The following is a 26,046-nucleotide window of genomic DNA, read 5'->3' as shown; positions in this document are numbered from 1 at the left end:
AGCCATGACCCCAGTTCACCTGACCGGCCCCAACCTGGCACTGCGCGAGGTCGAACCCGAGGACACCGACGACCTCCTGGCCATCTACGGCGACCCCGAGGCCACCCGGCACCTCAGCTTCGAACCCCGCACCCGCGAGCAGGTCCAGGCGATCACCGCCCGCTCCATCGCCTCCGCGCACGTCACCCCACGTGACGAATACTGCCTCGCCGTCACCCGGCGCGGCAAACACCGGCTGATCGGCTACGCCCGTCTGGCCACCGAGCCGCAACAAGCCGCCACCATCGGCTTCGCCCTCCACTCGGCCGCGTGGGGCAAGGGCCACGGCACCGAGACCGTTCACCTGCTCTGCGCACTCGGCTTCAACGTCCTCGGCCTGCACCGCATCTGGGCCGCGCGATCACCGCTCAACGAGGCCTCCGCCCGGACCCTGCTCCGGGCCGGGATGACCGAGGACGGCCGGATCCGCGACCACGTCTTCGTCCACGGGGCGTGGCGCGACTCGATCACCTACTCGATCCTGGAACACGAGTGGGCGCCGATCGACGGGCTGGAAGCGGACGGAGCCGCTGAATCCGATGGCGAGCACAGCCCGGGAAGGTGATCCCATGCTGCCCGAGCCGCACATCGTGATCCCCGGTATCGCCGGGTTCGCCTGCGGCGATGTGCCCGACCCGCCCACGACCGACGACGGCAACACCTGGGTCGACGGCTTCTGCTGGCTGTACTGCGGCCAGCAGTGGACCCGTGTCCTGTGGATCGGCCCCGCTCACGTCGCCGGCGCCCAGGCGCCCATGTACGCCTGCGGACCCTACATCCGCGAACTCCAGGAGCGAGTCTGGCGCTCGATCCTGCTCAACGACGAGCCGTCCTGTCCGGCACAGCCCACCCCGCAGGGCCAAGAACCCCGGCCGGCTGCCAGGCGCCCGGGCCGCCATCGTCGTTCGAGCTGGTCGATGATCCCCCGGTAGTCCTGCTGTCGGGCGGACGTGTTGGTCAGCCGGTCGGGACCAGGCTGCCGAAACCCAGCCCCACTGATCGGGCCGCGCGCAGAGCTTCCCTGGCGCGGGCCACCCCACTGCGAGTGACCGCTTCGCCTCCCCCGACGGCGGGCATGCGCTCGCCGAGGCCCGTGCAGGGGCGGCAGATGCCCGGCTGCGGTACGGGGTCGTGGCACTGGGCGCACTCGGCGTACCGGGCCGCTGCAGGACGTGCAGAAGCGTGCGCGGGCGGCAGCTTGTGCTCCAGGCGGTAGCGGATCACCGCTGCCGCCGAGTGCAGGGGAGCGGGGAGCCCGGGCAGCAGTGCCTGCGCGAGGTCCGCGTGGGTCGCGCCGCGCTCCAGCCACTGGGCGACCAGCGGGGCGAGCTTCCGCGCCTCGGCCTCGCCGAGGCGCAGGCTCGGCTCGGGTCGGATCGCCCGGAAGAGCGTGGCGACCGCCTCGCGGACCTGCTCGTCCGGCAGCGGGGCAGCTCCATCGGCGTCCTGCTGCTCTTCCTCCCGCCCACCCGGTTCCCGGACCTCGTCGTTGGCCGTCTGGCCATCGACGAGGTCAGCGGGGAGGGAGGGTTCTTTGACCAGGTCCTTTACTACAAGGGCGCCAGCAGAACCGGTGGTCGCTTCACCGGACGCCGGACGGGTGGCACCCGGTACCGCGAGCTGTGGGGTGTCGTAAACGTGGTTCTCGGTGCGGAGGGTGCCGTCGGGCATCCGGATCGTCTCGACCCGGTAGAAACCGGCCTCAGCCAGCTCCTTCAGGGCCTTGCGTACGGCGCCACGCCCCTGGGGGCTGGTGTCGGCCATGTGCCGACCGTCCTCGTGCCAGCCGTCGGGGCGGGAGAGGAGGTCCGCGAGCAAGCCGCGGGCGGTGTAGGAGAGCCGTCGGTACTGCAGGACGGCGTTGGGCAGCACGGTGAAGTTGCGCACGTGGGCGCTACGATGGACGCGCATCGGGAGGTACCACTCCTGGTGCCGGACCCCGGAGCGTTGGCGCGCTGCCGGGGTCGCCTATTTTCGGTTGGACCACGGAACGTAGCACACAGGCCGTTCGAAGATCGACACGGTCGGCGAGCGATCACCATCACGCTCGATCCGGTCTCATCTGATCTACAAACGGCGGGTGAGGGTGCCTAGTTGGCGTTCCCACGGCCCGCCATCACCCGTTCATCGAGTGAACAACATTCCCGTTCACTCGACGAACAGCAACGCCGGGCGGGATCGGTAGACACTGCCCCAGCGATCATGGGTGCCACCTTGATACCGCCAACCCTATTGCTGATGATGTGTCAGACCATCCCGATAGCCTTCGCCCGTGGAAGATGTGACAACTGAACTTCTCGACGAGCTGATGATCCTCAGTGGCTGCGGTGTCCGCGACCTCTACCAACGCGAAGCTGAGCTCCCCAGCCGTCACCACGAACTACTTCCCCTGGTGATTGCCTGTCTCCGCCGCATCGCCAAGGGGGGCGCATGGAAGCGCTCACCCATGCAGTACCAGGACAAGCTTCTCGACACGGCAGCCCTGGCCGAGACGCTTCTGAAGATCTCGAAGGACGTCCGGGACCGCATGAACTCGGTCGCGAGGAAGGCCACACCCGTGATGGCTGCCTGCAAGAGTTATCTGGGAGAACAGCGAGAGGTGGTCTCCTACTGGCTCCGCGAGGAGGAGAAGAAGATCCGTAGGGCACGGACTTCGCTGGCCGAGCTCACCCATCTGTGCTGGAAATCGCTGGAAGACTGGCACCAGGAGGCTGGCCCGAAGGCGCAGCGTTCCAGGAGCACCTCCCCGATCGAGCATCCAGACAAACTGATTGAGCTCGACTCCGTGGTCACTCAGTCCGCAACACAGATGATCACGTTGCTCGAGAAACAGCCAGCCGTCTTGTTCGAGCCTGGCGGGAGGGTCCCAGTCGCCGCGATCAAGAGCCTCGCCCCCGCCGCCTTCGAACAGCTAGTGTCCGCCCTACTGGAGCGCGACGGCTTCACCGTGCACCAGGCTGTCTGCCGCTCCGGCGACAACGCCGCAGACTCCATCGCTACCGGCCCCATGGGGCTGCGCTACGCGGTGCAGGTGAAGCACACCAAGGGCAGCCGCAACATCGACCCCACTCCCGTGCGCGAGTTGGCCGGAACCCTTCGCAAGGTCCACGGATCCGACATCGCCGTGATCGTCACCAATGGCGGCTTCACCCGGCACGCGGTGACCAATGCCGAACAGACCCGCGTCCTCCTGGTCGACCTGTTCCGGCTCGAACGCTGGGCGGAGCACGGCGAATCGCTGGTCGCCGTCCTGAGTAGTTGAGACGCCGCTCCGCAAGTTCGCTGTGGGTTTTCCGGGGCAGGCCCATCTTGATGGCCTTCCGTTGCTTGTGGCGCCAGTTCTGGCCTGCTCCCTTGGTGGCGGCTTCGAGGGCGATCAACCGATCGGCGAGGGTACGTGTTTCAGGTTCGAGGCGGCCGAGGAGGCGGGTGCGGGAGGGTCTCCCGCACCCGCCGTCGCTGGGCTGGTTACCGCTTGGGTTGGTGCGGCTCCGGCACTGACGGCACCGGGGGTGTGGGCGGCTGGGCGGCCATGCCCGTCGTGGCGGTGGCGGTGGTGGTGCGGCGGGTGGTGGTCCTGGACAGGGCTGCGCGGGTGCGCAGTTCGTCCTGGGTGGCGGCCGGCACCGGGGCGGGTAGGCCCGCGTCGCGGCGGATGCGCCAGGTGAGGACAGCTGCGGGCGAGTCGGCGGTGGCCAGTTCACGCCGTCCGGCGGCGTGGGTGAGCAGGGTGGTCGGGTCGTGGCCGGCTGCTTCGGCCTGGGTGAGGGTGGCTGCGAGGGCCGCCCAGTTGTCCTCAGCAAGCAGGCGGGTGGCCTGGTCCGCAGGCAGGGCCCGGCGGACGGCATCGGCCTGCCGATCGTGGTCGGGCTTCGGGAGGAGGCGGCCTTCGAGGGTCAGGTGGGCGATCGGCTTGGCCGCGTGCCGGGAGTAGGCGGCGCGCAGGTGTTCCGCTGCGGCGTGGGCGGCTTCGGCCTGGTGGCGGTAGCCCTGGGCGGCATGCCACTTGGCGATCACGATCGCGAGCAGGACGAGGCTGGTCAGGACCGTGGCGGCGGCCGTGCCGTCCTCACCGCGACCGGTGGCGGGGCCGGCGTAGAGGACTTCGCGGGCGGCGGAGCGCATCGCGCGCAGGTCGGCGCCGGCGGCGCGGGTGTGGGCGATGCGGGTGTACTCCAGTGCCCGTGCGGCCTGGTGGAGGTCCTTCCTGCTGAGGGTCGGGCTGGTGGCGGCGAGCGTGTCGAGCAGCTCGATGCCGCCCCGGATCACCGCCTCCGCACGGGCGGCATCCTGCTCATCGTCGAAGGCCGGGTAGGCGCGTTCGACGGTGGTGCTGGCCTTGTGGCAGCCGACGGCCGGGCGGGTGCTCCGGTCGGGCGTGGGGCAGGCGGGCTGGTCAATGCCGGCGGTGAAGCGGGCGCGGATCTTGGGTTGGGTGAGGTCGGAGGCGAGCTTGCTCCCTGAGAACCAGACCAGCTCGGTCTCGTCATCGGCGGTGAGCGCGAACTTGTAGCCGGTCACGTCGCCGGACGGTGCCCGGCGCACGCCGAGGAGCACGCCCTTCGCGCAAGCCTGGTGGTGAACTCCTCCTCGTCCGCGGCACCGGCAAGCGCCTGTCGGACGGCGGTGCGCAGGAGGTCGCGGTCGGTGCCTTCCCGACCGAGGCGCTGGGCCTTCCGCAGTTCGGAGCCCTTGGCTCGCTTGGGGATCGCGTCCCGGTACTCGCGGGTGCGGGTGTCGGAGAGGTCCTTGAGGCCGTACTGACGCTCGATCTTGGTGAGTTCGTCCTCGACGCGGAACTGGTCTCCCCAGATTTCGGCCTGGGTGAGGTCGGCGCGAATCATCGTGGCCAGGATGTGGATGTGATCATCGGCGTGCCGGACGGCCACCCAGCGACAGCCGTCCTCGTCGCCGTCCGGGGCAATGCCAGCGGCGGCCATGACCCGGCGGGCGATGTCGCCCCACTCCTCGTCGGTCAGGATCCGGTCGGTGGAGGCCGCGCGGACCGGGCGGTGGTAGACGTGCTGCTTGAACTCCCTCTTCGCCCGGTAGCGGACGACGTGGAGGTCGAGGGCGTCCCGCAGCTGCTCAAGGGTCGCCGACGGGTCGCGCCCCGGGTCCAGCACGAAGCCGTCCCAGGACGCGACGATGTGCGGGTCGGTGTGCTCGTTCGCCTCGCCCGGTCCGTACAGGTAGATCAGAGCGCCCAGGGTGTTGCTGCCGCGGATCGGCTTGCTGATCACCTGCGGCTGGCCTTCGCCAGGCGCGCACCGGCACGGTCGATGTCCGCCACCGCTTCGCGGACCGCGTTGGCCAGCACGGTCCCGGCGATGAAAGCGTCGCGGACGGGACCCGGCTCCTGGGCAACGCCCATGTTGCCCAAGCGCGCGATCTGGTTGATGTTCCGGCCGATGCCCGCGAGCTGCGGACGGGCCGCGACCAGTTCCTCGATCGCCGTGTCCAGTTGCTCGTCACGGGACTCGGCGACGCCGCCATCTTCGGCCAGGGCCTTGCGGGCGATGTAGGCGGAGACCGAGATGCCACGCTCGCCTGCGCGCCGACGGAGCACTGCGGCTTCGTCCGGGTTGAAGCGGACGGTGATCTTGTCGTTTTTCAGGTTCGCGGCGTCGCGGGTACGGCGCTTGGGCTTTCGGCGCTTCGCGGCGATCTCGGTGGCGCGCAGAGGGCGCGGGGCAGCAGCGGTCTGCGCGCTGGTAGCGGCGGGCGAGGCTGAGGTGTCGGGCTTCTCCTCCCCCAGTGCCGCGCCCTCGCGGTGCTGAGCCGGTGATGCCGCGTGCGCCCTCGCGCGCGGCATCACCGGCTGGTCCTCGCCCCCTTGGGCGAGGGCCTCCGGCTGCGACCGTCCGTAGGACGGGCGTAGCCACTTGCTTGCTCCGCTGTTGGCATGGGGGTGGTCGACCCCGTTGCGGGCGACGGAGTTCATGGCACCAGCCGGGTGCGGGCACGCTGTGGGTCGGATGTCGGTCAGGAGATGTTCCTCGGGTACGGGTGTGCGGGGCGCGGAGGCAGTGTCCGCGCAGGGTCCGGCTTGGCGGCGCCGGACATCGCTGGTACGGGATGGCGGTCCCTCGGCATCGGGGACCACGAGGTCGACGGGACGAGAGCGGCCGGTCCCGTCCGGTCAGGAATCGACCGCAGGCGGAACCGGCGGGCGGAGGACTTCCGCGCATCGGCAGAAGTCGTGGTGACCGACCGGACCGGGCCGGTCGGTCGGTCACCACGGTCCGGTCAGTCGACCAGCGGGTGCTGGCTGACCGGATCGTCGGGAAACTCCTTGCGGAGTTCGTCCATGAGGGCCGTGAAGCGCGTACTGCCGAGCGGCAGGTTGGCCTCGCGGACCGCGCGCTCGACGACCGGACGGCTGGGGCGACCGTGCGCCCGGACCGCCGGACGGCTGACCTCCAGCAGCCGGTCCATCGACGCGCCCGGAGGCCGCCCGGTCCGCCGTGTCCGGGCCACCTCGCTGCTGTTTGAGGAGTGACCGTCCGTCGGCTTCTCGGGACCAGGCAGTTCCGCCGACCCCTCTACCTGGAGACCGCCCATCCCGGCAGACGGCTTGCGGTCGGCGTCACGCAGCGCCGGAACCGGTCCGGTGGCGGCCGGGCCGTCCGGCTCGTCGACCGCCGACGGCAGGAGGTCGGCAGACCCGCTACCCCGGTCCCGACGGCGCCCTGCGCAACGTGCCCGAGACCTTCGAGACCAAGGGCGACGCCGAGGCCTGGCTCGTCGAGACCGAGGCGGACATGCGCCGCGGCGAGTGGCGCGACCCCAACGCCGGGGCCGTCAACTTCCTCGTCTACGCCACCGCGTGGATCGATGAGCGCGACCTCGCGCCGCTCACCGAGGAGCTGTACCGCCGGCTCCTCCGTCTCCACATCGCGCCGACCTTCGGCGAGTCCGAGGTGAAGGGCATCACCGCTCCCCAGGTCCGCGCCTGGCGTGCCGAGCTCCGCAAGCGCGGTATCAAAACCACCGCCGCCAAGTCCTACCGGCTGCTCAAGTCGATCATGGAGACCGCCGTCGACGACGAGCTGATCCGCCGCAACCCCTGCCGCGTCAAGGGTGGCGGCAAGGAGGTGGCCGCCGAGCGCACTCACGCGACCATCGAGCAGGTGCTCCAGCTCGCCGAGCTGATGGGCCCGCGCTGGCAGCTGATGGTCTTCATCGCCGCCTTCATGGCCTTGCGCCCAGAGGAGCAGGCCGAACTCCGTTGCCGCGACGTCGACCTGGAGAAGGGAGTCGTGTGGATCCGCCGAGCGACCCCCGAACTCTGCACCGGCGAACGGGCCGTGGGCGACCCCAAGTCCGAGGCCAGCAAGCGGGCGCTCCGGATCCCGCCCGAGCTCCTCCCCGAGTTCGAGCGGCACCTGCGCTGGTACGCCCAGGAAGGAGAGGACGGCCTGCTCTTCGTCGGCGAGCGCGGCGCCCCGTTCCGCCGCTCGACCTTCGGTCGCAAGTGGCGCAAGGCCCGCAAGAAGCTTGGACTCGACCACCTCCGCTTCTACGACCTCCGCCACACCGGCAACGTCCTCGCCGCCAGCACCGGCGCCAGCCTCCGGGACCTCATGGCCTTCATGGGCCACAACTCCCCGCGTGCCGCGCTGATCTACCAGCACTCCACCGAGGAGCAGCAGACCAAGATCTCCGACGGCATCAGCGCCGCCGTGGTTGACATCCGGACCCGCCGACGTACCCAATCCGGCCCGACCGCCAACCGCGCTTAGCCCGGCCAACCATGATGGGCCTGGCCGACTCCACCCGAACCAGGCCCATCACGGCCACCCGACGCCCAGCACATGGTTCACGTGACATCACGTCAAACTCTCTTGCACGCAAGAGATTCAAGGATTTATTCTTACCTTCAGAAAAGATCCCAAGGGAATCATGGAGGGGTGGGATGGCCGACAGCTACGACGATCTCCGCGAGGCGGTCCTGGCAGACGACGGACTCCACACCGTCGACATGGGCACATTGCGCGATATTCAAGGAGCCGGCCGCCTCGGCGTCCACGTACGCGACGCCATCACGCGGAGCCTGCAGTCGCATGGCATGGGACACATCCCTGGCGAGTTGCCCAGCAACCAGTACGACGAGGTCCGCCTCTACCTGCTCGGCAGTCCGATCGGGGACATCATCAAGGCCGTACTGAGCCCTAGCGCAAAGGGAGATGACGCGCTCCGCGCAGTCAATGCGTCTGAGGCCCAGGACCAGCTTCGCCGGATCCGCGAGATCGTCAACGGCTGACCAGAGTTACCTGCTCCGCAGAAGCCAGCACCCGCACACCAAGCCCAGGGGACTAATCAGTGACCGACAGCCAGCCGGCAACGCCAGCGGATCTTGCACGACTCCAGCAGCACTTCAAGGGCGGTACACCTTCAGCCCACCGCTCACCGCAGTCCGGCAACGCCCTCTTCGACTATGCCCACATGGGGTACGTGCGATCCACGGCGAGCCCCCGCGGCACCGGCGATCCGGATGTCTTCGACCGCCTCGCAGGCATCGCAGAGCGCGAGAACTGGGACGGGCTGAACCCCGAGGTCCCCGGCAGCAACCGCATCCTCCGCAACTACATCCGGTGGACGTTCGAGCGCGCGATCCAGCAGGACAAGGTCTCAACGAGCACCGATGGAACGTGCACGGCTTTCAACACCGGGCTCGCCACCGACCGGCAGGAAACGATCTACGGGTTCTTTCGTCGCAACAACCGGCCGAACAGCCAGCCGTGGGCCTTCGCAGGATGGCGGCCAGGAAGCGACCGCGAGTTCATGGACAAGTTCCCTCCCTCCCTGCGCCCGGACTTCGTGACCTACACCGAGGATCCAGCCGACTACATCTACAACTGGCGCAGGGAACTCGTCGTGAACGTGGACCACATCCTCGACGATGAGGGAAATCTCGAGCACTTCCCAGCCGCCCTCCAGTCCAACCCCCACCTCGCACAACTGGCTCTCAATGGGGCCGTCGACAGGGCTGTTGACCGAGTCCGACGGAACTACAAAGCAGCCGTTCCAAGCTGGTATCCCGCCCAGAACGCCGTCCAGCTTCTGCTGCCCTTGTCCCTCTTGGACGTAAGCGCAGTAGACCTCGCCCTCGTCGTATCACCGCAGGGCGAGTGCTACCGAGGCCACACGGTGCTCACGACCGCCATGGCCTACAACAACGCGAGGCTTCTCGCCCGCCCAGACAGTGACTGGCTGCAGCCAGCGGCCGAGGCTGACCCTTCCTAGCTACACCTACCCATGGCCCCGCGCGGATGTGTCACCGCGCGAGGCCATATCCGCTGGAGGCCGACAGTCCGCGGCAACGTCCATTTTCTGGACGGGCCACGACGGCAGATGCCCGCGCACATGACGCCGATCACTAGGAATTTGATCTCGCGATTCGGGGCACCAGACAAGGCGCCTGTGCCGCAGGCTGTGAGCAGGACCGCAGTGGCTACCCGGTCAACGCTTGGCCCGGCAGCATCTGGCACGAATCTGGCACGGCAGGTCCGAATTGGTCCAGACAATGCGAAAGGCCCAGGTCGTTGACCTGGGCCTTTACTGCTGGAGCGGGCGACGAGAATCGAACTCGCGCTATAAGCTTGGGAAGCTCATGTTCTACCATTAAACTACGCCCGCCTGATGAGCTGTCAGAGACCGCTCGATCCAGCATCACTGTACCCCATCCGTGACGCCCGTTGCACAGGTGGCGGGGGGACGTGGCGGAGCCGCGGGAGGTGCGGTGGGGGGCGTACTGTGTGGGCCGCGTGAGAGTGCTCCGGTGGGTGGACTTCGGGGCGGCGAGCCGCGGTGTGGAATGTCCGGAACATCCCCTAATGTGACGTCGTCCCGGGGGCTCCGCCGTTCGGGGCACGATGAGTACGGGTGAGTACTGGGGTAAGGATGGGAAGGGGACCGATGGAGCAGCGCGCCGTCGTTCGTTGTGCCGAGGGGCACCTGTTCAGCACCACCACGTTCCCGATGCAGAACCTCGGGCCCGGCCGGCTGGGGCCCGGCAGGCTGATCCGCTGTCCGCAGTGTGGACGGCTGAGGAGTTCGGTGCTGGCCGATGTACGGGAGCTGTCGGCGCCGCAACTGGCCCGGGCGATGCGGCTGGAGGCCGCGGAGTTCCTGGCCTGACGGGCGGCACGAGGACGGAACGGGCCCCGGGCGATTCGTCCGGGGCCGCGTCGTGCACGTAACCTCGAAGCGTGCTGCTCTCTGACAAGGACATTCGGGCCGAGATCGACAAGGGCCGGGTCATGATCGACCCGTTCGACCCCGCGATGGTCCAGCCCTCCAGTATCGATGTGCGACTGGACCGCTTCTTTCGCGTGTTCGAGAACCACCGCTACCCGCACATCGACCCCTCCGAGGAGCAGCCGGACCTGACCCGGCTGGTCGAGCCGGAGGGCGACGACGCGTTCATCCTGCACCCGGGCGAGTTCGTGCTGGCGTCGACGTACGAGGTCATCACGCTGCCGGAGGACGTCGCCTCCCGGCTGGAGGGCAAGTCCAGCCTCGGCCGGCTCGGCCTGCTGACGCACTCCACGGCCGGCTTCATCGACCCCGGCTTCAGCGGGCACGTCACGCTGGAGCTGTCGAACGTCGCGACGCTGCCGATCAAGCTGTACCCGGGGATGAAGATCGGGCAGCTCTGCCTGTTCCGGCTCTCCTCGCCGTCCGAGCACCCGTACGGCTCCGAGCGGTACGGCTCGCGCTACCAGGGGCAGCGCGGCCCGACGCCGTCCCGCTCGTACCTGAACTTCCACCGTACGCAGGTCTGAGGACGCCGGAACACGGAGCGCACGCACAGCGGGCGGTCACCCCTCTCGGTGAGGGGTGACCGCCCGCGGCGTCGTTTCAGGCGCGCTTGGGGCGGGTGACGGCGACCAGTTCGCTGCCGTCCTCGGACAGGCGCAGCTCGGTGCGGAGTTCGGCCAGCTCGCCGAGGTGGTGCAGGTGGGTGCCGCCGCAGAAGATCCGCGCCGGGCCCTCGGGCAGCTCGCAGTGCCACTGGCGGCGGGCGGTCAGCTCGGGGCCGGGGACCTCGATGCGGACCGGGGCGTCGGCGGCGACCCAGGCGGCGAGCTGCTGGTTGACGGCCTCGGTGAGGGCGGGCAGGGCGTCGGCGAGGGCGGGGAGGTCGTCGGTCGCCTCGGTGGTGAAGCCCTTCTTCCGCAGCGACTTGCCGAGCCGGTAGGTGTCGGTGCTCGCCTCGGTGTCCATCACGGAGGTGGCCATCGCGAGGCTGTCGAAGTCCGGGTGGCCGAAGGCGTCGGAGCGGCCCGGGTCCTTGCGCCAGCGCGGGGCGAGCGCGGCGTTCAGGGCGAGGGCGAGCAGGTGGCAGCCGCTGTGCGAGGCACAGAGGGCGGCCCGGCGCTCGGGGTCGACGGCGAGGGCGGCCGGCCGGCCGACGAGGTCGCCCGGGTCGCCCTCGACCACGTGCAGCACCAGCCAGGACCACTCCTCGTCGCCGCGGCGGACCGGGATGTCGCCGCCGACCAGCGGCGCGCCGCCGTCCGGGCCGACGGCGCCGGTCAGGCAGTCGACGACGGGCAGCTCGGTGCCGTCCACGGTGAGGGTGCCGAGGTCGGCGGGCTGGTCGGGCCAGGTGTGGTCGAGCGGGTGGAACGGGGTCGCCGCGGTGACGACCGCGTAGCGGCCGTCGGCGAGCGGATGCACCGCGAGCACCGGTGACTCGCCGGTCACCGCCCCGGCCGGGAAGCTGACGTGGGTGGTGGGGAGGGTCATGCCTGGCTCCGAGCGGTGAAGGTGAGGGTGGGGGAAGGAAGGGGCAGGGGGAGGGAAAGCGGAACGGGCCCCGAGGCGGGGCCCGTCGACCATTCTCCCCCGGCCGGTCGGGGACCGGCCCTGGTCAGCCCAGGGTCGGCAGCTTGATCAGCACCAGCAGCGCCGCCAGCTGCAGCGCGGCCGCGCCGGCCGCCTTGCCCCAGGGCAGGTCGTGCACCCGGCGCACCATGGTGGTCAGCAGCACGGCGCAGAGCAGCCAGGTGGCCCAGCCGACGACCTGGACCACCAGGTTGTCGGACGGCAGAAAAAGGGCCAGCAGCAGCCGGGGTGCGTCCGTCGTCCAGCCGATCAGGACCGCGAGGCCGACCGTCGACTTCCACGGGCCGTCGCCGCCGAACTGGCGGGCCAGCGCGTACGTCACGGCGCCGAGCGTCGCGCCGGCCAGGGTGAAGGCGATCGCGGCGGCGACCATGGCGGTGATCGCGACGGTGAAGGTCGAGTCGACCACGTCGTCGTGGGTCATGCCGATGCCGAGCACGGCGAGCACGCCGTACAGCAGTGAGACGGTGAGCGCGGGCAGCCAGACCTGGTGGTCGCGGGTTCGGTCGAAGGTCGCGGTCGGGGTGCGGAGGATACCGACCAGCAGCTCGCGCCAGTGCGGGCGCGGGCCTGCCGCGTGCGGGGCGGACTGACCGCCGGCCCGGTAGACGCCGACGTTGCCCTGGCCCTGTTCCTGGTAGCCCGTCTGGTAGGGGGCCTGGGGGTACTCCGGGCTGTATTCCTGGCCGTACTCCGGCGGGTAGCCCTGGTACGGCGCGCCCGCGTGCGGGTCCCCGGCGTACGGCGTACCCGCGTACGGCTCGCCCGCGTACGGGTCGGTGCCGACCGGGAACGCCCGGGTGTTGCCGGGCCGGTCGGCGGCGTAGCGGTCGTGACCGCCGGCCGCGCCCCCCGGTATGCCACCCGGTACGTCACCCGGCGCGCCGTTCACCGCCGCGTGCGGGGCCGTGAAGTACTCCGGCCCGTCCGTCTGCCCGTACCCCCCGGGCACCCCCGCCGAAGGCGGAGGAGCCGACCACCCGCCGGGGGCGTCGGCGCCCTGACCGCTGTCGTATCGATTACCAGCCACGTTCCGACGGTACCCGCCCGGCCGCGCCCGTGGAGGCCGCGCACAGAGCCGGTGCCGGTTTGCAGCGAGCCTGTGACGACGGACGCACCCGGCACCCGGCACCCGCCCGCCGGAGCCCTACCGCTGGGCGGTCACCGCCGGCGCGTGCACCGCCGCCGCAGCCGAGGCGCCCGCCGGGCAGCCGCCGGGGCCGGCCGAGGTCCGGACGGCGCCGACCGGCAGCAGCGTGCCGCAGGCGATCCGGACGCCGTTCGGCAGCTCGTTGTCCGACTCGACGATCGCGCCGTCGCCGATCACCGCGCCGTCCAGCGCCGAGCGGTCGCCGACGGTGGCGTACGCGCCGACGATGGAGTCCTTGACCAGGGTGTCCGGGCCGATGACCGCGCCGGGCAGGATCACGCTGCCCTCGACGATCGCGCCGGCCTCGACCACGGAGCCCTCGGAGACCACCGTGCCGCCGCTCAGCACCGCGCCCGGGTGGACGGTCGCGCCGGGCAGCAGCAGGGCGTCGCCGGTCGGGCCGGGCACCGCCGGGGAGTCGACCTTGCCGAGCACCAGGTCCGCCGAGCCGCGGACGAACGCCGCCGGGGTGCCGAGGTCCAGCCAGTACGAGGTGTCCACGACGCCGCGCAGCAGCGCGCCGGTGGCCAGCAGTTCGGGGAAGGTCTCGCGCTCGACGGACACCTCCCGGCCGGCCGGGATGCGGTCGATGACCGACCGGGTGAAGACGTAGCAGCCGGCGTTGATCTGGTCGGTGACGATCTGCTCGGGCGTCTCCGGCTTCTCCAGGAACTCCAGCACCCGCCCGTTCCCGTCGGTCGGGACGAGCCCGAAGGCGCGGGGGTCCTCGACCCTGGTGAGGTGCAGGGTGACATCGGCCCCGGCGGCCAGGTGGCCGTCGCGCAGGGCGGCGATGTCGACGCCGGAGAGGATGTCGCCGTTGAAGACCAGGACCGGGTCGTCGGGGCCGCAGGTGAGTCCGGAGGCGGCGTTGCGGATGGCGCCGCCGGTGCCGAGGGGCTCGCGCTCGGTCAGGTAGACCAGCTCGATTCCGTACGGGGTGCCGTCCTGGAAGTGGTCCTCGAAGACCTCGGCCAGGTAGGACGTCGCGAGCACCACCCGGGTGACGCCGGCGGCGGCCGCGCGGGCCAGCTGGTGCGCGATGAACGGGACGCCTGCCACGGGCAGCATGGGCTTGGGGGTGTGGGTGGTCAGCGGACGCAGTCGCGTGCCCTTACCACCGACCAGCATGATCGCCTCGGTCATGGTCTGCGCTGTTCCCCTTGTGGTCTCTTCGGCCCGGCCCGGCGGGCCGATACCTCCGTCGGTGGTCTGGACCCCTCCGGAGGGCCGGAACGGGTCGACCGGCGCGGGACCGGTCTGGCGCCTACTGTATTTGCTTCCGACACGGGGCCCGTCCGGCGGTCGGGTGGTTGGCGCTCGGGCCCCGTGGATCCCGCGCCGCCCGCGCCCGAAAAACCCGGCCCGGCGGGTGCGTTGCGGCACCTGCCGGGCCGGGCGGTTGTAGCAGAACTGTCGAACAGGGGTCCGTCAGGTGTCCGGCGGCCGACGGGCGCCCCGCCCGCCGGCTGTCAGGCGTCGACCGGCTGGGCCCCGTTCTCGGCCGACGGCGCGGCCTTCACCGAGTCGAGCAGCAGCTGGGCGACGTCCACGACCTTCAGGTGCTCCTTCGCCGCGCCCTCGTTCTTCTTCCCGTTGACCGAGTCGGAGAGCATCACCAGGCAGAACGGGCAGGCGGTGGAGACGATGTCCGGGTCGAGCGACAGCGCCTCGTCCACGCGCTCGGTGTTGATCCGCTTGCCGATGCGCTCCTCCATCCACATCCGCGCGCCACCGGCACCGCAGCAGAAACCGCGTTCCTTGTGACGGTGCATCTCCTGCTGGCGCAGACCGGGGACCTTGTCCATGATCTCGCGCGGCGGGCTGTAGACCTTGTTGTGGCGGCCCAGGTAGCAGGGGTCGTGGTAGGTGATCAGGCCCTCGACCGGGTTCACCGGGACGAGCTTGCCCTCGTCGATCAGGTGCTGCAGCAGCTGGGTGTGGTGGATGACCTCGAAGTGGCCGCCCAGCTGAGGGTATTCGTTGGCGATGGTGTTGAAGCAGTGCGGGCAGGTGGCGACGATCCGCTTCTTCGGAGCGTCCTCCAGCGCGGCGTTGAGGGTCTCGACGTTCTGCGCGCCGAGCATCTGGAACAGGAACTCGTTGCCCAGCCGGCGGGCGGAGTCGCCGGTGCAGGACTCCTCCTTGCCGAGGATCGCGAACCGCACGCCCGCGGTGTGCAGCAGTTCGGCGAAGGCCTTGGTGGTCTTCTTGGCGCGGTCCTCCAGGGCCCCGGCGCAGCCGACCCAGTAGAGGTACTCGACCTCGGCGGGGTCGATGTCCTCGCCGATCACCGGCACCTCGATGCCGGTCTCCTTCTTGAGCTCCTTGACCCAGTCCAGGCGGGCCTTGGTGGCCATGCCCCACGGGTTGCCCTTGTTCTCCAGGTTCTTGAGCATCGTCCCGGCCTCGGTCGGGAACGAGGACTCGATCATCACCTGGTAGCGGCGCATGTCGACGATGTGGTCGACGTGCTCGATGTCCACCGGACACTGCTCGACGCAGGCGCCGCAGGTGGTGCAGGACCAGAGGACGTCCGGGTCGATGACGCCGTTCTCCTCGGCGGTGCCGATCAGCGGGCGCTCGGCCTCGGCCAGGGCGGCGGCCGGGACGCCGGCCAGTTGCTCGGCGGTGCCGGTCTCATTGCCCTCGGTGTCCTTGCCGCCGCCGGCCAGCAGGTAGGGCGCCTTGGCGAAGGCGTGCTCCCGCAGGCTCATGATCAGCAGCTTGGGCGAGAGCGGCTTGCCGGTGTTCCAGGCCGGGCACTGCGACTGGCAGCGGCCGCACTCGGTGCAGGTGGAGAAGTCGAGGATGCCCTTCCAGGAGAAGTGCTCGACCTGGGAGACGCCGAAGACGGCGTCGTCGGCCGGGTCCTCGAAGTCGATCGGGACGCCGCCGCTGGTCATCGGACGCAGCGCGCCGAGCGCGACGTCACCGTCCTCCTCGCGCTTGAAGAAGATGTTGAAGAACGCCAGGAAGCGGTGCCAGGCCACGCCCATCGAGGGGTTGATGCCGATGGTGATCGCCCAGGCGAAGGAGATGCAGATCTTCAGCATCGCGAAGAGGTAGACCAGGTTGACCAGGGTGCCGTGCGCCAGGCCGTTGAAGGCGGCGGTCAGCGGGTACGAGACGAGGTACGCCGGGTCGTAGGAGTCGACGCCCGCCAGGGCGCCCTCCAGGCCGCGCAGGATCATGATGCAGAGGCCGATGCCGAGGATCGTGTACTCGACGTAGAAGGCCTGCCAGGCGATCGATCCGGCGAAGCGGGACTTGCGGCCCGCCCGGCCCGGCAGGCTGAGCAGCCGGATCACGATCAGGGTCGCGATACCCAGCGTGGTGAGGGTGCCGATCAGTTCGGTGAAGACCTCGAACGGCAGCCAGTGGCCGATGACCGGCAGCACCCACTCGGCGTCGAAGAGCTGTCCGAAGGCGTTGACCAGGGTCAGCACCAGGCTGAAGAAGCCGACCGCGACGAACCAGTGGGCGACGCCGACGACGCCCCAGCGGTTCATCCGGGTGTGGCCGAGGAACTCGACGGCGACCGTCTTCGTCCTCTGTACGGGCTGTCCGGTCCGGGTGGCGTCCGGCTGGCCGGTCATCACCACCCGGTAGATGTGCGCGGCCGCCCGGGCGGCGAGCGCGGTGCCGATCACAGTGGTGACCAGCGAGATGACGATCGCTGCAAGCTGCATCGGCTCTCCGTCTCCTGCGGCTTTCCTAGTGCGGTCCTGACGAGCGAGTGTACTGGTCGGTAACTTCCCATGCCGACGGCCCGGACATTACCGCTCGTCAACACTTCCCCAGAAGACGCTCAAGGTATGGCGGCAGTCACGTAAGTCCGCACCCGGCGCGCACGGGACGCGAAACCCGTTCAACGCGGGATGCCACTCAGCAAAGTTGAGTGAACTGGACTCATGGCTGTTGACGCTACCCCTCGGGTCGTGCATCCTTGAGCCTGTAAAGCTCAACTCTTCCGTGGAGGTATTTACGATGGCACGCGCGGTCGGCATCGACCTCGGCACGACGAACTCGGTCGTCAGCGTTCTGGAGGGTGGCGAGCCCACCGTCATCACGAACGCCGAGGGCGCTCGGACCACGCCGTCCGTCGTCGCCTTCGCAAAGAACGGCGAGGTTCTGGTCGGCGAGGTGGCCAAGCGCCAGGCGGTCACCAACGTCGACCGCACCATCCGCTCGGTCAAGCGCCACATGGGCACCGGGTGGAAGATCAACCTGGACGGCAAGGACTTCAACCCGCAGCAGATCAGCGCCTTCGTGCTGCAGAAGCTGAAGCGCGACGCCGAGGCGTACCTGGGCGAGACCGTCACCGACGCGGTCATCACCGTCCCGGCGTACTTCTCCGACTCGGAGCGCCAGGCCACCAAGGAGGCCGGTGAGATCGCGGGCCTCAACGTCCTGCGCATCGTCAACGAGCCGACCGCGGCCGCCCTGGCCTACGGCCTGGACAAGGACGACCAGACCATTCTGGTCTTCGACCTCGGCGGTGGCACCTTCGACGTCTCCCTGCTGGAGATCGGCGACGGGGTCGTCGAGGTGAAGGCCACCAACGGTGACAACCACCTCGGTGGTGACGACTGGGACCAGAAGGTCGTCGACCACCTGGTGAAGGTCTTCCAGGCCGGCCACGGTGTCGACCTGTCCAAGGACAAGATGGCCCTCCAGCGTCTGCGCGAGGCCGCCGAGAAGGCCAAGATCGAGCTGTCCTCGTCCTCCGAGACCTCGATCAACCTGCCCTACATCACGGCCTCCGCCGAGGGCCCGCTGCACCTGGACGAGAAGCTCACCCGCGCCCAGTTCCAGCAGCTCACCTCCGACCTGCTGGAGCGCTGCAAGGTCCCGTTCCACAACGTGATCAAGGACGCCGGCATCGCGCTGTCCGAGATCGACCACGTGGTCCTGGTCGGCGGCTCCACCCGGATGCCGGCCGTCGCCGAGCTCGTCCGCGAGCTGACCGGCGGCAAGGACGCCAACAAGGGCGTCAACCCGGACGAGGTCGTCGCCATCGGCGCCGCGCTCCAGGCCGGTGTCCTGAAGGGCGAGGTCAAGGACGTCCTGCTGCTCGACGTCACCCCGCTGTCCCTCGGCATCGAGACCAAGGGCGGCATCATGACCAAGCTGATCGAGCGCAACACCACGATCCCGACCAAGCGCTCGGAGATCTTCACCACGGCCGAGGACAACCAGCCGTCCGTGCAGATCCAGGTCTACCAGGGCGAGCGCGAGATCGCCGCGTACAACAAGAAGCTCGGCATGTTCGAGCTGACCGGTCTGCCGCCGGCCCCCCGCGGCCTGCCCCAGATCGAGGTCACCTTCGACATCGACGCCAACGGCATCATGCACGTCGGCGCGAAGGACCTCGGCACCGGCAAGGAGCAGAAGATGACCGTCACCGGTGGCTCCGCGCTGCCGAAGGACGACATCGAGCGCATGATGCGCGAGGCCGAGCAGTACGCGGAGGAGGACCACAAGCGCCGCGAGTCGGTCGAGACCCGCAACCAGGCCGAGCAGCTCGTCTACTCGACCGAGAAGTTCATCGCGGACAACACCGACAAGCTCCCGGCCGACGTCAAGACCGAGGTCGAGACCGCCATCGGCGAGCTCAAGGAGGCCCTGAAGGGCGAGGACATCGCGGCCATCCGCGAGGCCTCCGAGAAGGTCTCCACCACCGCCCAGAAGCTCGGCCAGGCGCTGTACGCCAACGCCGACGCCGCCTCCTCCGGCCCGGCCGGTGACGCCGCCGGCGCCAAGGACGACGACGTCGTCGACGCCGAGATCGTGGACGACGAGAAGCCCAAGGGCGGTGCGGCATGACGGAGAAGCCGCAGGGTGCTGAGCCCGGCGACGACTCCGCCGCCGAGGAGGCCGTGATCAAGGCGGCCGAGGAGGCCGCCGCGGCCGGGGACACCTCCGGTGGCGCGGACGAGCTGGCCAAGGCCAAGCGGGAGCTGGCCGAGCGGACCGGCGACCTCCAGCGTCTCCAGGCCGAGTACCAGAACTACCGCAAGCGGGTCGAGCGGGACCGTCTGACGGTCCGTGAGATCGCGGTCTCCAACATCCTGGAGTCCCTGATCCCGGTCCTGGACGACATCGGCCGGGGCCGCGAGCACGGCGAGGTGACGGGCGGCTTCAAGTCCGTCGCCGAGTCGCTGGAGACGGTCGTGGCCAAGCTGGGCCTCCAGCAGTTCGGCAAGGAGGGCGAGCCCTTCGACCCGACCATGCACGAGGCGCTGATGCACAGTTACTCCTCGGACGTCACCGAGGACACCTGTGTCCAGATCCTCCAGCCCGGCTACCGGATCGGCGAGCGGATCATCCGCCCGGCGATGGTGGCGGTCGCGGAGCCCCAGCCGGGCACCCAGACCACCCCCGCGCCGGACGCCGAATCGGCGAAGTCCGCGGAGTCGGACAAGGCCGACGGTGGCGCGGACAGCTGACAACCTGTGCGCTGCGGAGTCGTACGCCGGCCAGTACGGCGGCCGGCTCCGCAGCGCCTTGTCGATGGGCGCTCCGTCGACGGACGACAGACCCGCCATTGACAGCACAGTGACTATGGACTTCGGGAGGTGGCGGCAGCCATGAGCGGCAAGGACTACGTGGAGAAGGACTACTACAAGGTCCTCGGCGTGCCCAAGGACGCCTCCGCCACCGAGATCAAGAAGACGTACCGCAAGCTGGCGCGCGAGTTCCACCCCGACGCCAACAAGGGTGACACCAAGGCCGAGGACCGGTTCAAGGACATCTCCGAGGCCTATGACGTCCTGTCGGACGAGAAGCGCCGCAAGGAGTACGACGAGGCTCGCACCCTCTTCGCCAACGGCGGCTTCCGCTCCGGCGGCCCCGGCGGCGGCAACTACAGCTTCGACTTCGGCGACCTGTTCAGCGGCAACCAGGGCGGCCCCGGCGGCAGCGGCGGGCTCGGCGACGTCTTCGGCGGCCTGTTCAACCGCGGCGGCCGGCAGGCCCAGCCGCGGCGCGGCGCCGACGTCGAGACCGAGGTGACGCTCTCCTTCGAGGAGGCGGTGGACGGCGCGACCGTCCCGCTGCGGATGACCAGTCAGGCCCCCTGTCACGGCTGCAACGGCACCGGGGCCAAGTCCGGCACCACTCCGCGGGTCTGCCCGACCTGCGTGGGCGCCGGCACCGTGAGCCGGGGTCAGGGCGCCTTCGCCCTCTCCGAGCCCTGTCGCGACTGCCGCGGCCGGGGCATGATCGTCGACGACCCGTGCCCCGACTGCCACGGCAGCGGCCGGGCCAGCTCCGCCCGCACCATGCAGGTCCGGATCCCGGCCGGGGTCCAGGACGCCCAGCGCATCCGGCTCAAGGGCAAGGGCGCGCAGGGCGAGCGCGGCGGCCAGCCCGGCGACCTCTACGTCACCGTCCACGTCGACTCGCACCCCGTCTTCGGGCGCAAGGCCGACAACCTCACCGTGACGGTGCCGGTCACCTTCCCCGAGGCCGCGCTCGGCGGCACCATCGAGGTGCCGACGCTGGGTGGTCCCTCGGTGAAGCTCAAGCTGCCCCCGGGCAGCGCCAACGGCCTCACCCTGCGGGCCCGCGGCAAGGGCGCCACCCGCAAGGACGGCACCCGCGGCGACCTCCTGGTCACCGTGGAGGTCGTGGTGCCGCAGCACGTCACCGGCGACGCGCTGACGGCTCTGGAGCAGTACCGCGAGGCCACCGCCTCCGACGACCCACGAGCCGCCCTGTTCCGGGCGGCGAAGGGAGCGTGACGACCAGATGATGACCCCCGACAGCCCGATCGGCCCCGGTATCGGCGAAGGCCTCCCCGGCGGCGGCCCCCGCCCCCGCCGTACCGCCGCGGCCCCGCACTACGTCCTCACCGAGGACACTCCGGTGTACGTGATCTCGGTCGCCGCCGAGCTCTCCGGCCTGCACCCGCAGACCCTGCGTCAGTACGACCGCCTCGGCCTGGTCTGCCCCGACCGCACCGCGGGCCGCGGCCGGCGCTACTCCGCCCGGGACATCCAGCAGTTGCGCGACGTCCAGCGGCTCTCCCAGGACGAGGGCATCAACCTGGCCGGGATCAAGCGGATCATCGAGCTGGAGAACCAGGTCACCGCCCTCCAGTCCCGTATCGCCGAACTCGCCGACTCGCTCGAAGGGGCCGCCAGCGCACTCCAGCAACGCGAGGCCGCCGTCCACGCGTCCTACCGCCGTGATCTCGTGCCGTACCAGCCGCCGACCCAGTCGAGCGCCCTGGTGGTCTGGCGTCCCAAGCGCTGACCGGCCAGAACGGCCACCGCCGCCGGTTTCCCTCCTGATCGGGGGGTGGCCGGCGGCTCGCGTTACTGCGAGAGTGCAAAGCGAGCAGGATGGGCCCCCGCAACGGACACCGACCTGATCTGTGCGTCGAGTTGCATATCATCCGTACGAATTCAGGCGGCGTGCGCGCACGGCCCAGGGGTCTGACGCCGGAAAGGAGCTGAAAGTGAACCCAGTCGACGACCGGGACGACTTCCAACCCGGGGGGCAGATCCTGTCCGACGCGGCCCGAGCGCTGTACCTGGCCGCCGTGCGTTCGGAAGGGCGCCTGACCGCCTCGAAGCAGGAGGCCGCGAAGTCGGAGGTCCAGGAACTGCTCGACCTCGGGCTCCTGGTGCCGGATCTGGACGACCCGGAATCCCTCGTGGTCGCCGACCCCAACCGGCTGTCGACCACGCTCAGCGCGACCTGGCAGCGCCGGGCGCTCCAGTTGCTCTCCCGCTCGACCAACCTCGTCAGCGAGCTGCAGGACCTCGGGGACGTCTACAACGAGCACGGCAAACAGGTCGAGACCGGCGGCCGGATCGAGTACATCAGCGGCAAGGTCTCCATCAACCAGCGCCTCGGCGCCCTGGTGGAGCGCTGCTCCAAGGAACTGTTGACCGCTCAGCCCGGCGGCGGGCGGCGGCCGGAGACGGTCCGCACCGCGATGAACCGGGACCTCGGGGTGCTCCAGCGCGGTGGCACGATCCGGACGATCTACCAGCCGAGCGCGCGGTACTCCAGCCCGACGCTGGAGTACGTCGAGACGATGACCCACGAAGGCAGCCAGGTCCGCACGCTGGACGAGCCGTTCAACGTGATGATCGTGATCGACAGAAAAGTCGCGATCATACCCGCGAGCGACGACATGACCGTCGCGGCATTCGTCCGGGACGACGCGGTGGTGAGCTATCTGGTCCACACCTTCGAGGCACTCTGGGAACGGGCCATTCCGTTCCCGGGAAGCCGGGAAGTCCCGCCCCAGGTGCTTTCCAGCCTGCGCCGTCAGATCGTCAGGCTGATGGTTCAGGGCATCGGCCACCGCGTCATCGCCAGGAACCTCGGACTCAGCGAACGGACGCTGGCGCGCCACATCGCGGAGATGCGCGAGGACCACGGCGTGGACACGCTATTTCAGTTGGGCTGGAAGCTCGCCCAAAAAGAAGGCGATTCCGAATCCACGGACTGACCGGACCAGGATTGGCGGTCCTTCTACTGCCAGCCACTGTCCATGGTGGACAGCGCCGACGTCGTGGGGTTCGTGCTCTGCCAGCCACTGTCCGCATCCGTGGAAGCGCCCAGGAAGAACGCGAAACCCAAAAGAACCGCGGAGACAACGAGGCGACGCGCATAGCGCACGACAGCACCCCTTTCAGAAGGACGCAGCAGACTCTCGGCAGGACGGCTGATACAGAATAGATCCTGACCTACTGCACGTCAGTACGGATAGTCGGAGAGTGTGTCATCTCGCTGCCATGCAGGGAGATGACATCTGGTGATGCTGGACCGAAGTACAGCGCCAGATGGACGATCAGTTCGCTGTCGACGGGTCTGGGCAATTTTTGCCCGTGTTCATTCAATTGCAGGTCAGCGACTGCGAGGCCCGGCCTTCCGCGACACGGCACCACACATATCCACAGGCCAGTCAGGCACCGACCCTCTCTCGCCGACTACTCCCCCGGAGTCGACAATGACCGAGCCCTACCTGCGCCACCACGACAGCCAGGCCCCCGAGGGCCGGCGTGCACGAGTCTTCCTGGCCGCGCCGTTGATGCGACTGACCGGGCCGGCCGACAGTGTCGTGACGCTTGCCAGCCGGACGCGGCTGACGACGCTCCGCACCACCCTGCTGCGCAGCGGTGCCGCCGTGTACAGCGCGCACCACAGCGACGCCTGGACGGTGGCCGGCCGGGCGCCGGAGCCGCGGGTGCCCTCCGACTTCCGGGCGCTGCAGTCGGCGGACCTGGTCTTCGCCTACGTCGGGGCGCCGCTCTCCGCCGGAGTGAGCCTGGAGCTGGGCTGGGCCTCGGCGCTGCGCAAGCCGATCGTCCTGCTGGTCGACGAGGCCATCACGCACAACCCGCTGATCGCCACCATCGAGCAGGTCGCCCCCGTCCTGCCGCTGGTCTTCGACGACACCTGGTCCCAGGAGGCCCTCCACCACACCGTGGAGACCGCCCTCGACTGGGCCGGTATGGCGCTCTCCCTGCGCGAGGGCTTCTGGACCGCCCCCGGCGAGCAGTTCAGCGTCCCCCGGCAGCAGCCCCCGGCCGTCGGCCCGACCGGCTACTGGCCGACCGGCGCGGCGACCGGCTGACCACCGCGGCGGCTCAGCCATCGGACTCCCCGGTCCTGGCTCCCCGCATCTGCCAGCCGAGCTGGAACAGCGTCTGAGCGTCGTACAGCTCGCGCAGCCGCGAGATGTGACCGGCCACCGTCCGCTCGCTCAGCCCCAGCCGGCTCGCGATCGCCCGCTGGGTCAGCCCCTGGGACAGCAGCCGGCCGACCTGCTCGTGCACCAGCGGCTCGGTGCCCCCGTCGGCCAGCGCCGCCCAGTTCACCCCCTCGGCCTGCTGCCACTGCTGCTCGAAAACGCCCACCAGGAAGGCGACCGTCGCCGGGTCCTCCACGAAGGCCGCACTGGTGTTGTCCGCGGCGGCCGGGATCACCGCCACCGTGCGATCGAAGATCAGCAACCGGGAGAACGGCGCGGCCAGCACGCGGATCGTGCACCCGAGCCGGGTGACCTCGACCGCGAACTCCACCGTGGGTCCGTCCACCCGGGCGGCCGGCTCGTAGACCGCCCGCATGGTTCCGCCGTGTTCGAGGTAGCGGAGGGCGTGGTTCAGCCGGTCGGGCAGCGCCGCCACCGGGCAGGCGCCACCGGGCGTCGCGGTCAGGTACTCGTCCCGGAACTCCAGGGCCAGCTGGTCGACCTGATGCCGGATCTGTTCCATGCCCGACACGTACCGGACCCCGGTGGGGCGGTTGCCGCGATGCGAGGCGGCGTCATACGCCTGGGTCAGATCGCCCAGCAGGTCCGGCAGTTGCTCCGCCTCCGCCAGCAGCCGGGCGCTCATCAGCCGGATGTCCGCGCCGATCCGGTCGGTGACCGACCGCGGGTCCACCGCGCTGTACGAGGCGTCCATCAGCTGCGGCACGACCAGACCGATCTCGACCAGCCGCCGCAGTGGCCCGGCCTCGCCGGTGCCGACCTCGGCGGCGCGCAGCCGGCCGCCGTTGCGGAGGATCGCGCGGTAGAGCGCGCGGGCGTCGTCGTCGGGGAGCGCCGCGGTCAGCAGGTCCGAGGGCGTACGGGTGTCAGCCATCGTGCTCTCCCCTCATCAGCCAGCCGAGCTGGTACAGCGTCTGGGCGCCGTGCCGGTCGCGCAGCCGGGAGATGTGGGCGGCGACGGTGCGTTCGCTGAGGCCGAGGCGGGAGGCGACGGCGCGCTGGGTGAGGCCCTTGGCGAGCAGCCGGCCGACCCGGTCGGGGGCGGCGCGGGTGGGGCCGTGGGTGAGGGGCGCGGCCCAGTCGGTGGTGTCGGCCCGGGCCCAGTCGCGTTCGAAGCCGCCGACCAGGAAGGCGATCGCGGCCGGGTCGGAGATGAAGGCGGCGGTGCTGTGGTCGTCGTTGGCGGAGATCACCGCGACCGTGCGGTCGAAGACGATCAGGCGCTGGAACGGCTCGTCCAGGGTCCGGATCAGCGATCCGTGCCGGGAGACCTCGTCGGCGTAGGCCCGGGCGGCCGGCTCGGAGAACGCGATCGGCTGGTAGACGGTGCGCAGCGAACAGCCCCGCTGGAGCAGTTGGACGTCCTGGCGGACGGCGATCTGCAGGGCGTCGGCCGGACGGTGGCCGGGCTGGGCGGTGAGCACCTCGGTACGGCAGTCGGAGACCAGCTGGGAGATGCGCTGGCGGATGTGGACGTGGCCCTCGATGTAGACGGCGCCGCCGGACCGCTCGGGCCGGCGGGGCATCGCGTCGTAGGCGCGGGTGAGGGTGTCGAGGGTGCCGGGGAGGTTCTCGGCGCGGACCAGCAGGCGGGTCGCCTCGCTGCGCAGCTCGGCGCCGAGGCGGTCGCTGACCGAGCGCGGGCTGACGGCGGTGTGGCAGGCGTCGACCGGGTTGGGGATCAGCAGGCCGATGGCCACCAGCCGGCGCAGGGCGGGCTGGTCGCTCTCCGGGACCTCGGCGAAGGGGATGCGTCCGCCGCGGCCGACCACGGCCAGGTAGAGCCGACGGGCCGCCTCGTCGGGCTCGCCGACCGCCGCCGTGGTGCCAGGAGCGGCCGTCGGATCCGCCGTCACCTCGAACACTCCCTGCCGGATGGATCTCGGATGTGTCTTCGTCTCCCGCGCGGCCGATGCTTTCCGGTCATGGGCTCGGCACCGTGCAGCGCACCCGATCACGGTACTGCGAGCCGGCGGGCCCCCGGGCCCCGGGTGCCGTCGCACACGGGTTCCCCGGGGGCCGCCGGTGCACGTCGAGGCCACGGCGCTTCCGGCGAGGCGGAGCAGCAACGCCTCGCCGACTCCGGTCCCGGGCGCCATCACCACACATGGCACCCGGCCGACGCTCTTCCCCCCGATATGCAGGTACTGACGTACCTCACGCATCCAGTACTGAAGAGCAAGTCGCCACCATCGGGCTGCGGTTGCCCGGACGGCCTGACGTGACTCCACCCTCACAGCGTGACGGCCGGTGAACAAGGCCA

Annotated in this window: 24 protein-coding genes, 1 tRNA gene and 1 pseudogene; 14 read left to right on the top strand and 12 right to left on the bottom strand. The window is 70.1% G+C overall.

The features are described 5' to 3' along the window. Nucleotides 1–4 precede the first annotated feature (4 nt). Together ACIP82_RS31370 and ACIP82_RS31365 are read left to right on the top strand one after the other, a co-directional pair. Nucleotides 5–604, top strand: a complete 600-nt coding sequence (locus ACIP82_RS31370; protein WP_400658338.1) for a GNAT family N-acetyltransferase — start codon at nt 5–7, stop codon at nt 602–604. A gap of 4 nt (nt 605–608) precedes the next feature. Further along, nucleotides 609–971 carry a hypothetical protein gene (locus ACIP82_RS31365; protein ID WP_400658336.1) on the top strand — a complete coding sequence of 121 codons (363 nt, stop codon included), beginning with the start codon at nt 609–611 and terminating at the stop codon, nt 969–971. 25 nt (nt 972–996) lie between these two features. Here the strand turns inward: ACIP82_RS31365 and ACIP82_RS31360 are convergent, their stop codons facing one another. Further along, a complete protein-coding gene (locus tag ACIP82_RS31360) occupies nt 997–1,950 on the bottom strand; it encodes a hypothetical protein (protein WP_400658334.1) in 954 nt (317 codons plus the stop codon). Between the two features lie 361 nt (nt 1,951–2,311). On the opposite strand from ACIP82_RS31360, the gene ACIP82_RS31355 reads away from it, so the two are divergent. Then, nucleotides 2,312–3,301, top strand: a complete 990-nt coding sequence (locus tag ACIP82_RS31355) for a restriction endonuclease (protein WP_400658332.1) — start codon at nt 2,312–2,314, stop codon at nt 3,299–3,301. A 206-nt stretch (nt 3,302–3,507) separates the two neighbouring features. On the opposite strand, the gene ACIP82_RS31350 is transcribed toward ACIP82_RS31355, so the two are convergent. From ACIP82_RS31350 to ACIP82_RS31335, 4 genes are all read right to left on the bottom strand, one after another. Continuing rightward, entirely contained in the window at nt 3,508–4,560 is a 1,053-nt protein-coding gene (locus tag ACIP82_RS31350; protein ID WP_400658330.1) for a hypothetical protein, read from the bottom strand. Continuing rightward, nucleotides 4,557–5,282, bottom strand: a complete 726-nt coding sequence (locus ACIP82_RS31345; protein WP_400658328.1) for a relaxase/mobilization nuclease domain-containing protein — start codon at nt 5,280–5,282, stop codon at nt 4,557–4,559. The genes ACIP82_RS31350 and ACIP82_RS31345 overlap by 4 nt, the downstream gene beginning before the upstream one ends. Next, nucleotides 5,279–5,983 (bottom strand): plasmid mobilization protein, encoded by a 705-nt coding sequence (locus ACIP82_RS31340; RefSeq protein WP_400658326.1) that lies wholly within the window; start codon nt 5,981–5,983, stop codon nt 5,279–5,281. The genes ACIP82_RS31345 and ACIP82_RS31340 overlap by 4 nt, the downstream gene beginning before the upstream one ends. A 305-nt stretch (nt 5,984–6,288) precedes the next feature. Further along, nucleotides 6,289–6,477, bottom strand: a complete 189-nt coding sequence (locus ACIP82_RS31335; RefSeq protein ID WP_400658324.1) for a hypothetical protein — start codon at nt 6,475–6,477, stop codon at nt 6,289–6,291. A gap of 254 nt (nt 6,478–6,731) precedes the next feature. On the opposite strand from ACIP82_RS31335, the gene xerC reads away from it, so the two are divergent. From xerC to ACIP82_RS31320, 3 genes are all read left to right on the top strand, one after another. Beyond that, nucleotides 6,732–7,784, top strand: a complete 1,053-nt coding sequence (gene xerC / locus ACIP82_RS31330; RefSeq protein WP_400658409.1) for a tyrosine recombinase XerC — start codon at nt 6,732–6,734, stop codon at nt 7,782–7,784. A 173-nt stretch (nt 7,785–7,957) separates the two neighbouring features. Then, complete coding sequence (locus ACIP82_RS31325) at nt 7,958–8,305, top strand: hypothetical protein (RefSeq protein ID WP_400658322.1); 348 nt, start codon at nt 7,958–7,960, stop codon at nt 8,303–8,305. 59 nt (nt 8,306–8,364) lie between these two features. Further along, complete coding sequence (locus ACIP82_RS31320) at nt 8,365–9,288, top strand: DUF3825 domain-containing protein (RefSeq protein WP_400658320.1); 924 nt, start codon at nt 8,365–8,367, stop codon at nt 9,286–9,288. A 319-nt stretch (nt 9,289–9,607) separates the two neighbouring features. Here the strand turns inward: ACIP82_RS31320 and ACIP82_RS31315 are convergent. Further along, nucleotides 9,608–9,681 (bottom strand) — tRNA-Gly (locus tag ACIP82_RS31315). Between the two features lie 279 nt (nt 9,682–9,960). Here ACIP82_RS31315 and ACIP82_RS31310 point away from each other — a divergent pair. After that, a complete protein-coding gene (locus tag ACIP82_RS31310) occupies nt 9,961–10,182 on the top strand; it encodes a hypothetical protein (RefSeq protein WP_363603827.1) in 222 nt (73 codons plus the stop codon). A 71-nt stretch (nt 10,183–10,253) separates the two neighbouring features. After that, nucleotides 10,254–10,829, top strand: coding sequence for a dCTP deaminase (gene dcd, locus ACIP82_RS31305; RefSeq protein ID WP_363603826.1), 576 nt, complete (start codon nt 10,254–10,256; stop codon nt 10,827–10,829). Between the two features lie 76 nt (nt 10,830–10,905). Here the strand turns inward: dcd and ACIP82_RS31300 are convergent, their stop codons facing one another. The 4 genes and pseudogenes from ACIP82_RS31300 to ACIP82_RS31285 form a co-directional block, all read right to left on the bottom strand. Beyond that, nucleotides 10,906–11,796: a metal-dependent hydrolase gene (locus ACIP82_RS31300; protein WP_363603825.1), complete on the bottom strand. Its 891-nt coding sequence runs from the start codon at nt 11,794–11,796 to the stop codon at nt 10,906–10,908. A gap of 124 nt (nt 11,797–11,920) precedes the next feature. Then, nucleotides 11,921–12,925 (bottom strand): YIP1 family protein, encoded by a 1,005-nt coding sequence (locus ACIP82_RS31295; protein ID WP_400658316.1) that lies wholly within the window; start codon nt 12,923–12,925, stop codon nt 11,921–11,923. 192 nt (nt 12,926–13,117) lie between these two features. After that, a pseudogene (locus ACIP82_RS31290) lies at nt 13,118–14,191 on the bottom strand (sugar phosphate nucleotidyltransferase); the annotation flags it as partial. 326 nt (nt 14,192–14,517) lie between these two features. After that, complete coding sequence (locus tag ACIP82_RS31285) at nt 14,518–16,737, bottom strand: (Fe-S)-binding protein (RefSeq protein WP_363603822.1); 2,220 nt, start codon at nt 16,735–16,737, stop codon at nt 14,518–14,520. A gap of 298 nt (nt 16,738–17,035) precedes the next feature. Between ACIP82_RS31285 and dnaK the strand changes: the two genes are divergently transcribed. The 6 genes from dnaK (at nt 17,036) to ACIP82_RS31255 (ending at nt 23,645) form a co-directional block, all read left to right on the top strand. Next, entirely contained in the window at nt 17,036–18,874 is a 1,839-nt protein-coding gene (gene dnaK, locus ACIP82_RS31280) for a molecular chaperone DnaK (RefSeq protein ID WP_363603821.1), read from the top strand. Beyond that, on the top strand, nt 18,871–19,497 hold the full coding sequence (gene grpE, locus ACIP82_RS31275; RefSeq protein WP_363603820.1) for a nucleotide exchange factor GrpE: 627 nt from the start codon (nt 18,871–18,873) through the stop codon (nt 19,495–19,497). The genes dnaK and grpE overlap by 4 nt, the downstream gene beginning before the upstream one ends. 141 nt (nt 19,498–19,638) lie before the next feature. Further along, the gene (gene dnaJ / locus ACIP82_RS31270; RefSeq protein WP_400658313.1) at nt 19,639–20,793 is read left to right on the top strand and encodes a molecular chaperone DnaJ; all 1,155 of its coding nucleotides are present in this window, start codon (nt 19,639–19,641) and stop codon (nt 20,791–20,793) included. 7 nt (nt 20,794–20,800) lie between these two features. Continuing rightward, the gene (locus ACIP82_RS31265; protein ID WP_363603817.1) at nt 20,801–21,307 is read left to right on the top strand and encodes a heat shock protein transcriptional repressor HspR; all 507 of its coding nucleotides are present in this window, start codon (nt 20,801–20,803) and stop codon (nt 21,305–21,307) included. Nucleotides 21,308–21,512: 205 nt separating this feature from the next. Next, nucleotides 21,513–22,517, top strand: a complete 1,005-nt coding sequence (locus ACIP82_RS31260; RefSeq protein WP_363603815.1) for a hypothetical protein — start codon at nt 21,513–21,515, stop codon at nt 22,515–22,517. A gap of 501 nt (nt 22,518–23,018) precedes the next feature. Then, entirely contained in the window at nt 23,019–23,645 is a 627-nt protein-coding gene (locus ACIP82_RS31255; protein WP_363603814.1) for a hypothetical protein, read from the top strand. 13 nt (nt 23,646–23,658) lie between these two features. Here the strand turns inward: ACIP82_RS31255 and ACIP82_RS31250 are convergent, their stop codons facing one another. Both ACIP82_RS31250 and ACIP82_RS31245 read right to left on the bottom strand, forming a co-directional pair. Next, nucleotides 23,659–24,657: a LuxR C-terminal-related transcriptional regulator gene (locus ACIP82_RS31250; RefSeq protein WP_400658310.1), complete on the bottom strand. Its 999-nt coding sequence runs from the start codon at nt 24,655–24,657 to the stop codon at nt 23,659–23,661. Continuing rightward, on the bottom strand, nt 24,650–25,639 hold the full coding sequence (locus ACIP82_RS31245; RefSeq protein ID WP_363603811.1) for a LuxR C-terminal-related transcriptional regulator: 990 nt from the start codon (nt 25,637–25,639) through the stop codon (nt 24,650–24,652). The genes ACIP82_RS31250 and ACIP82_RS31245 overlap by 8 nt, the downstream gene beginning before the upstream one ends. Between the last annotated feature and the right edge of the window lie 407 nt (nt 25,640–26,046).

The sequence above is a fragment of the Kitasatospora sp. NPDC088548 genome (genome assembly GCF_044753005.1).
Lineage (GTDB): Bacteria > Actinomycetota > Actinomycetes > Streptomycetales > Streptomycetaceae > Kitasatospora.
This window is presented reverse-complemented; position numbering and strand designations above follow the sequence as displayed.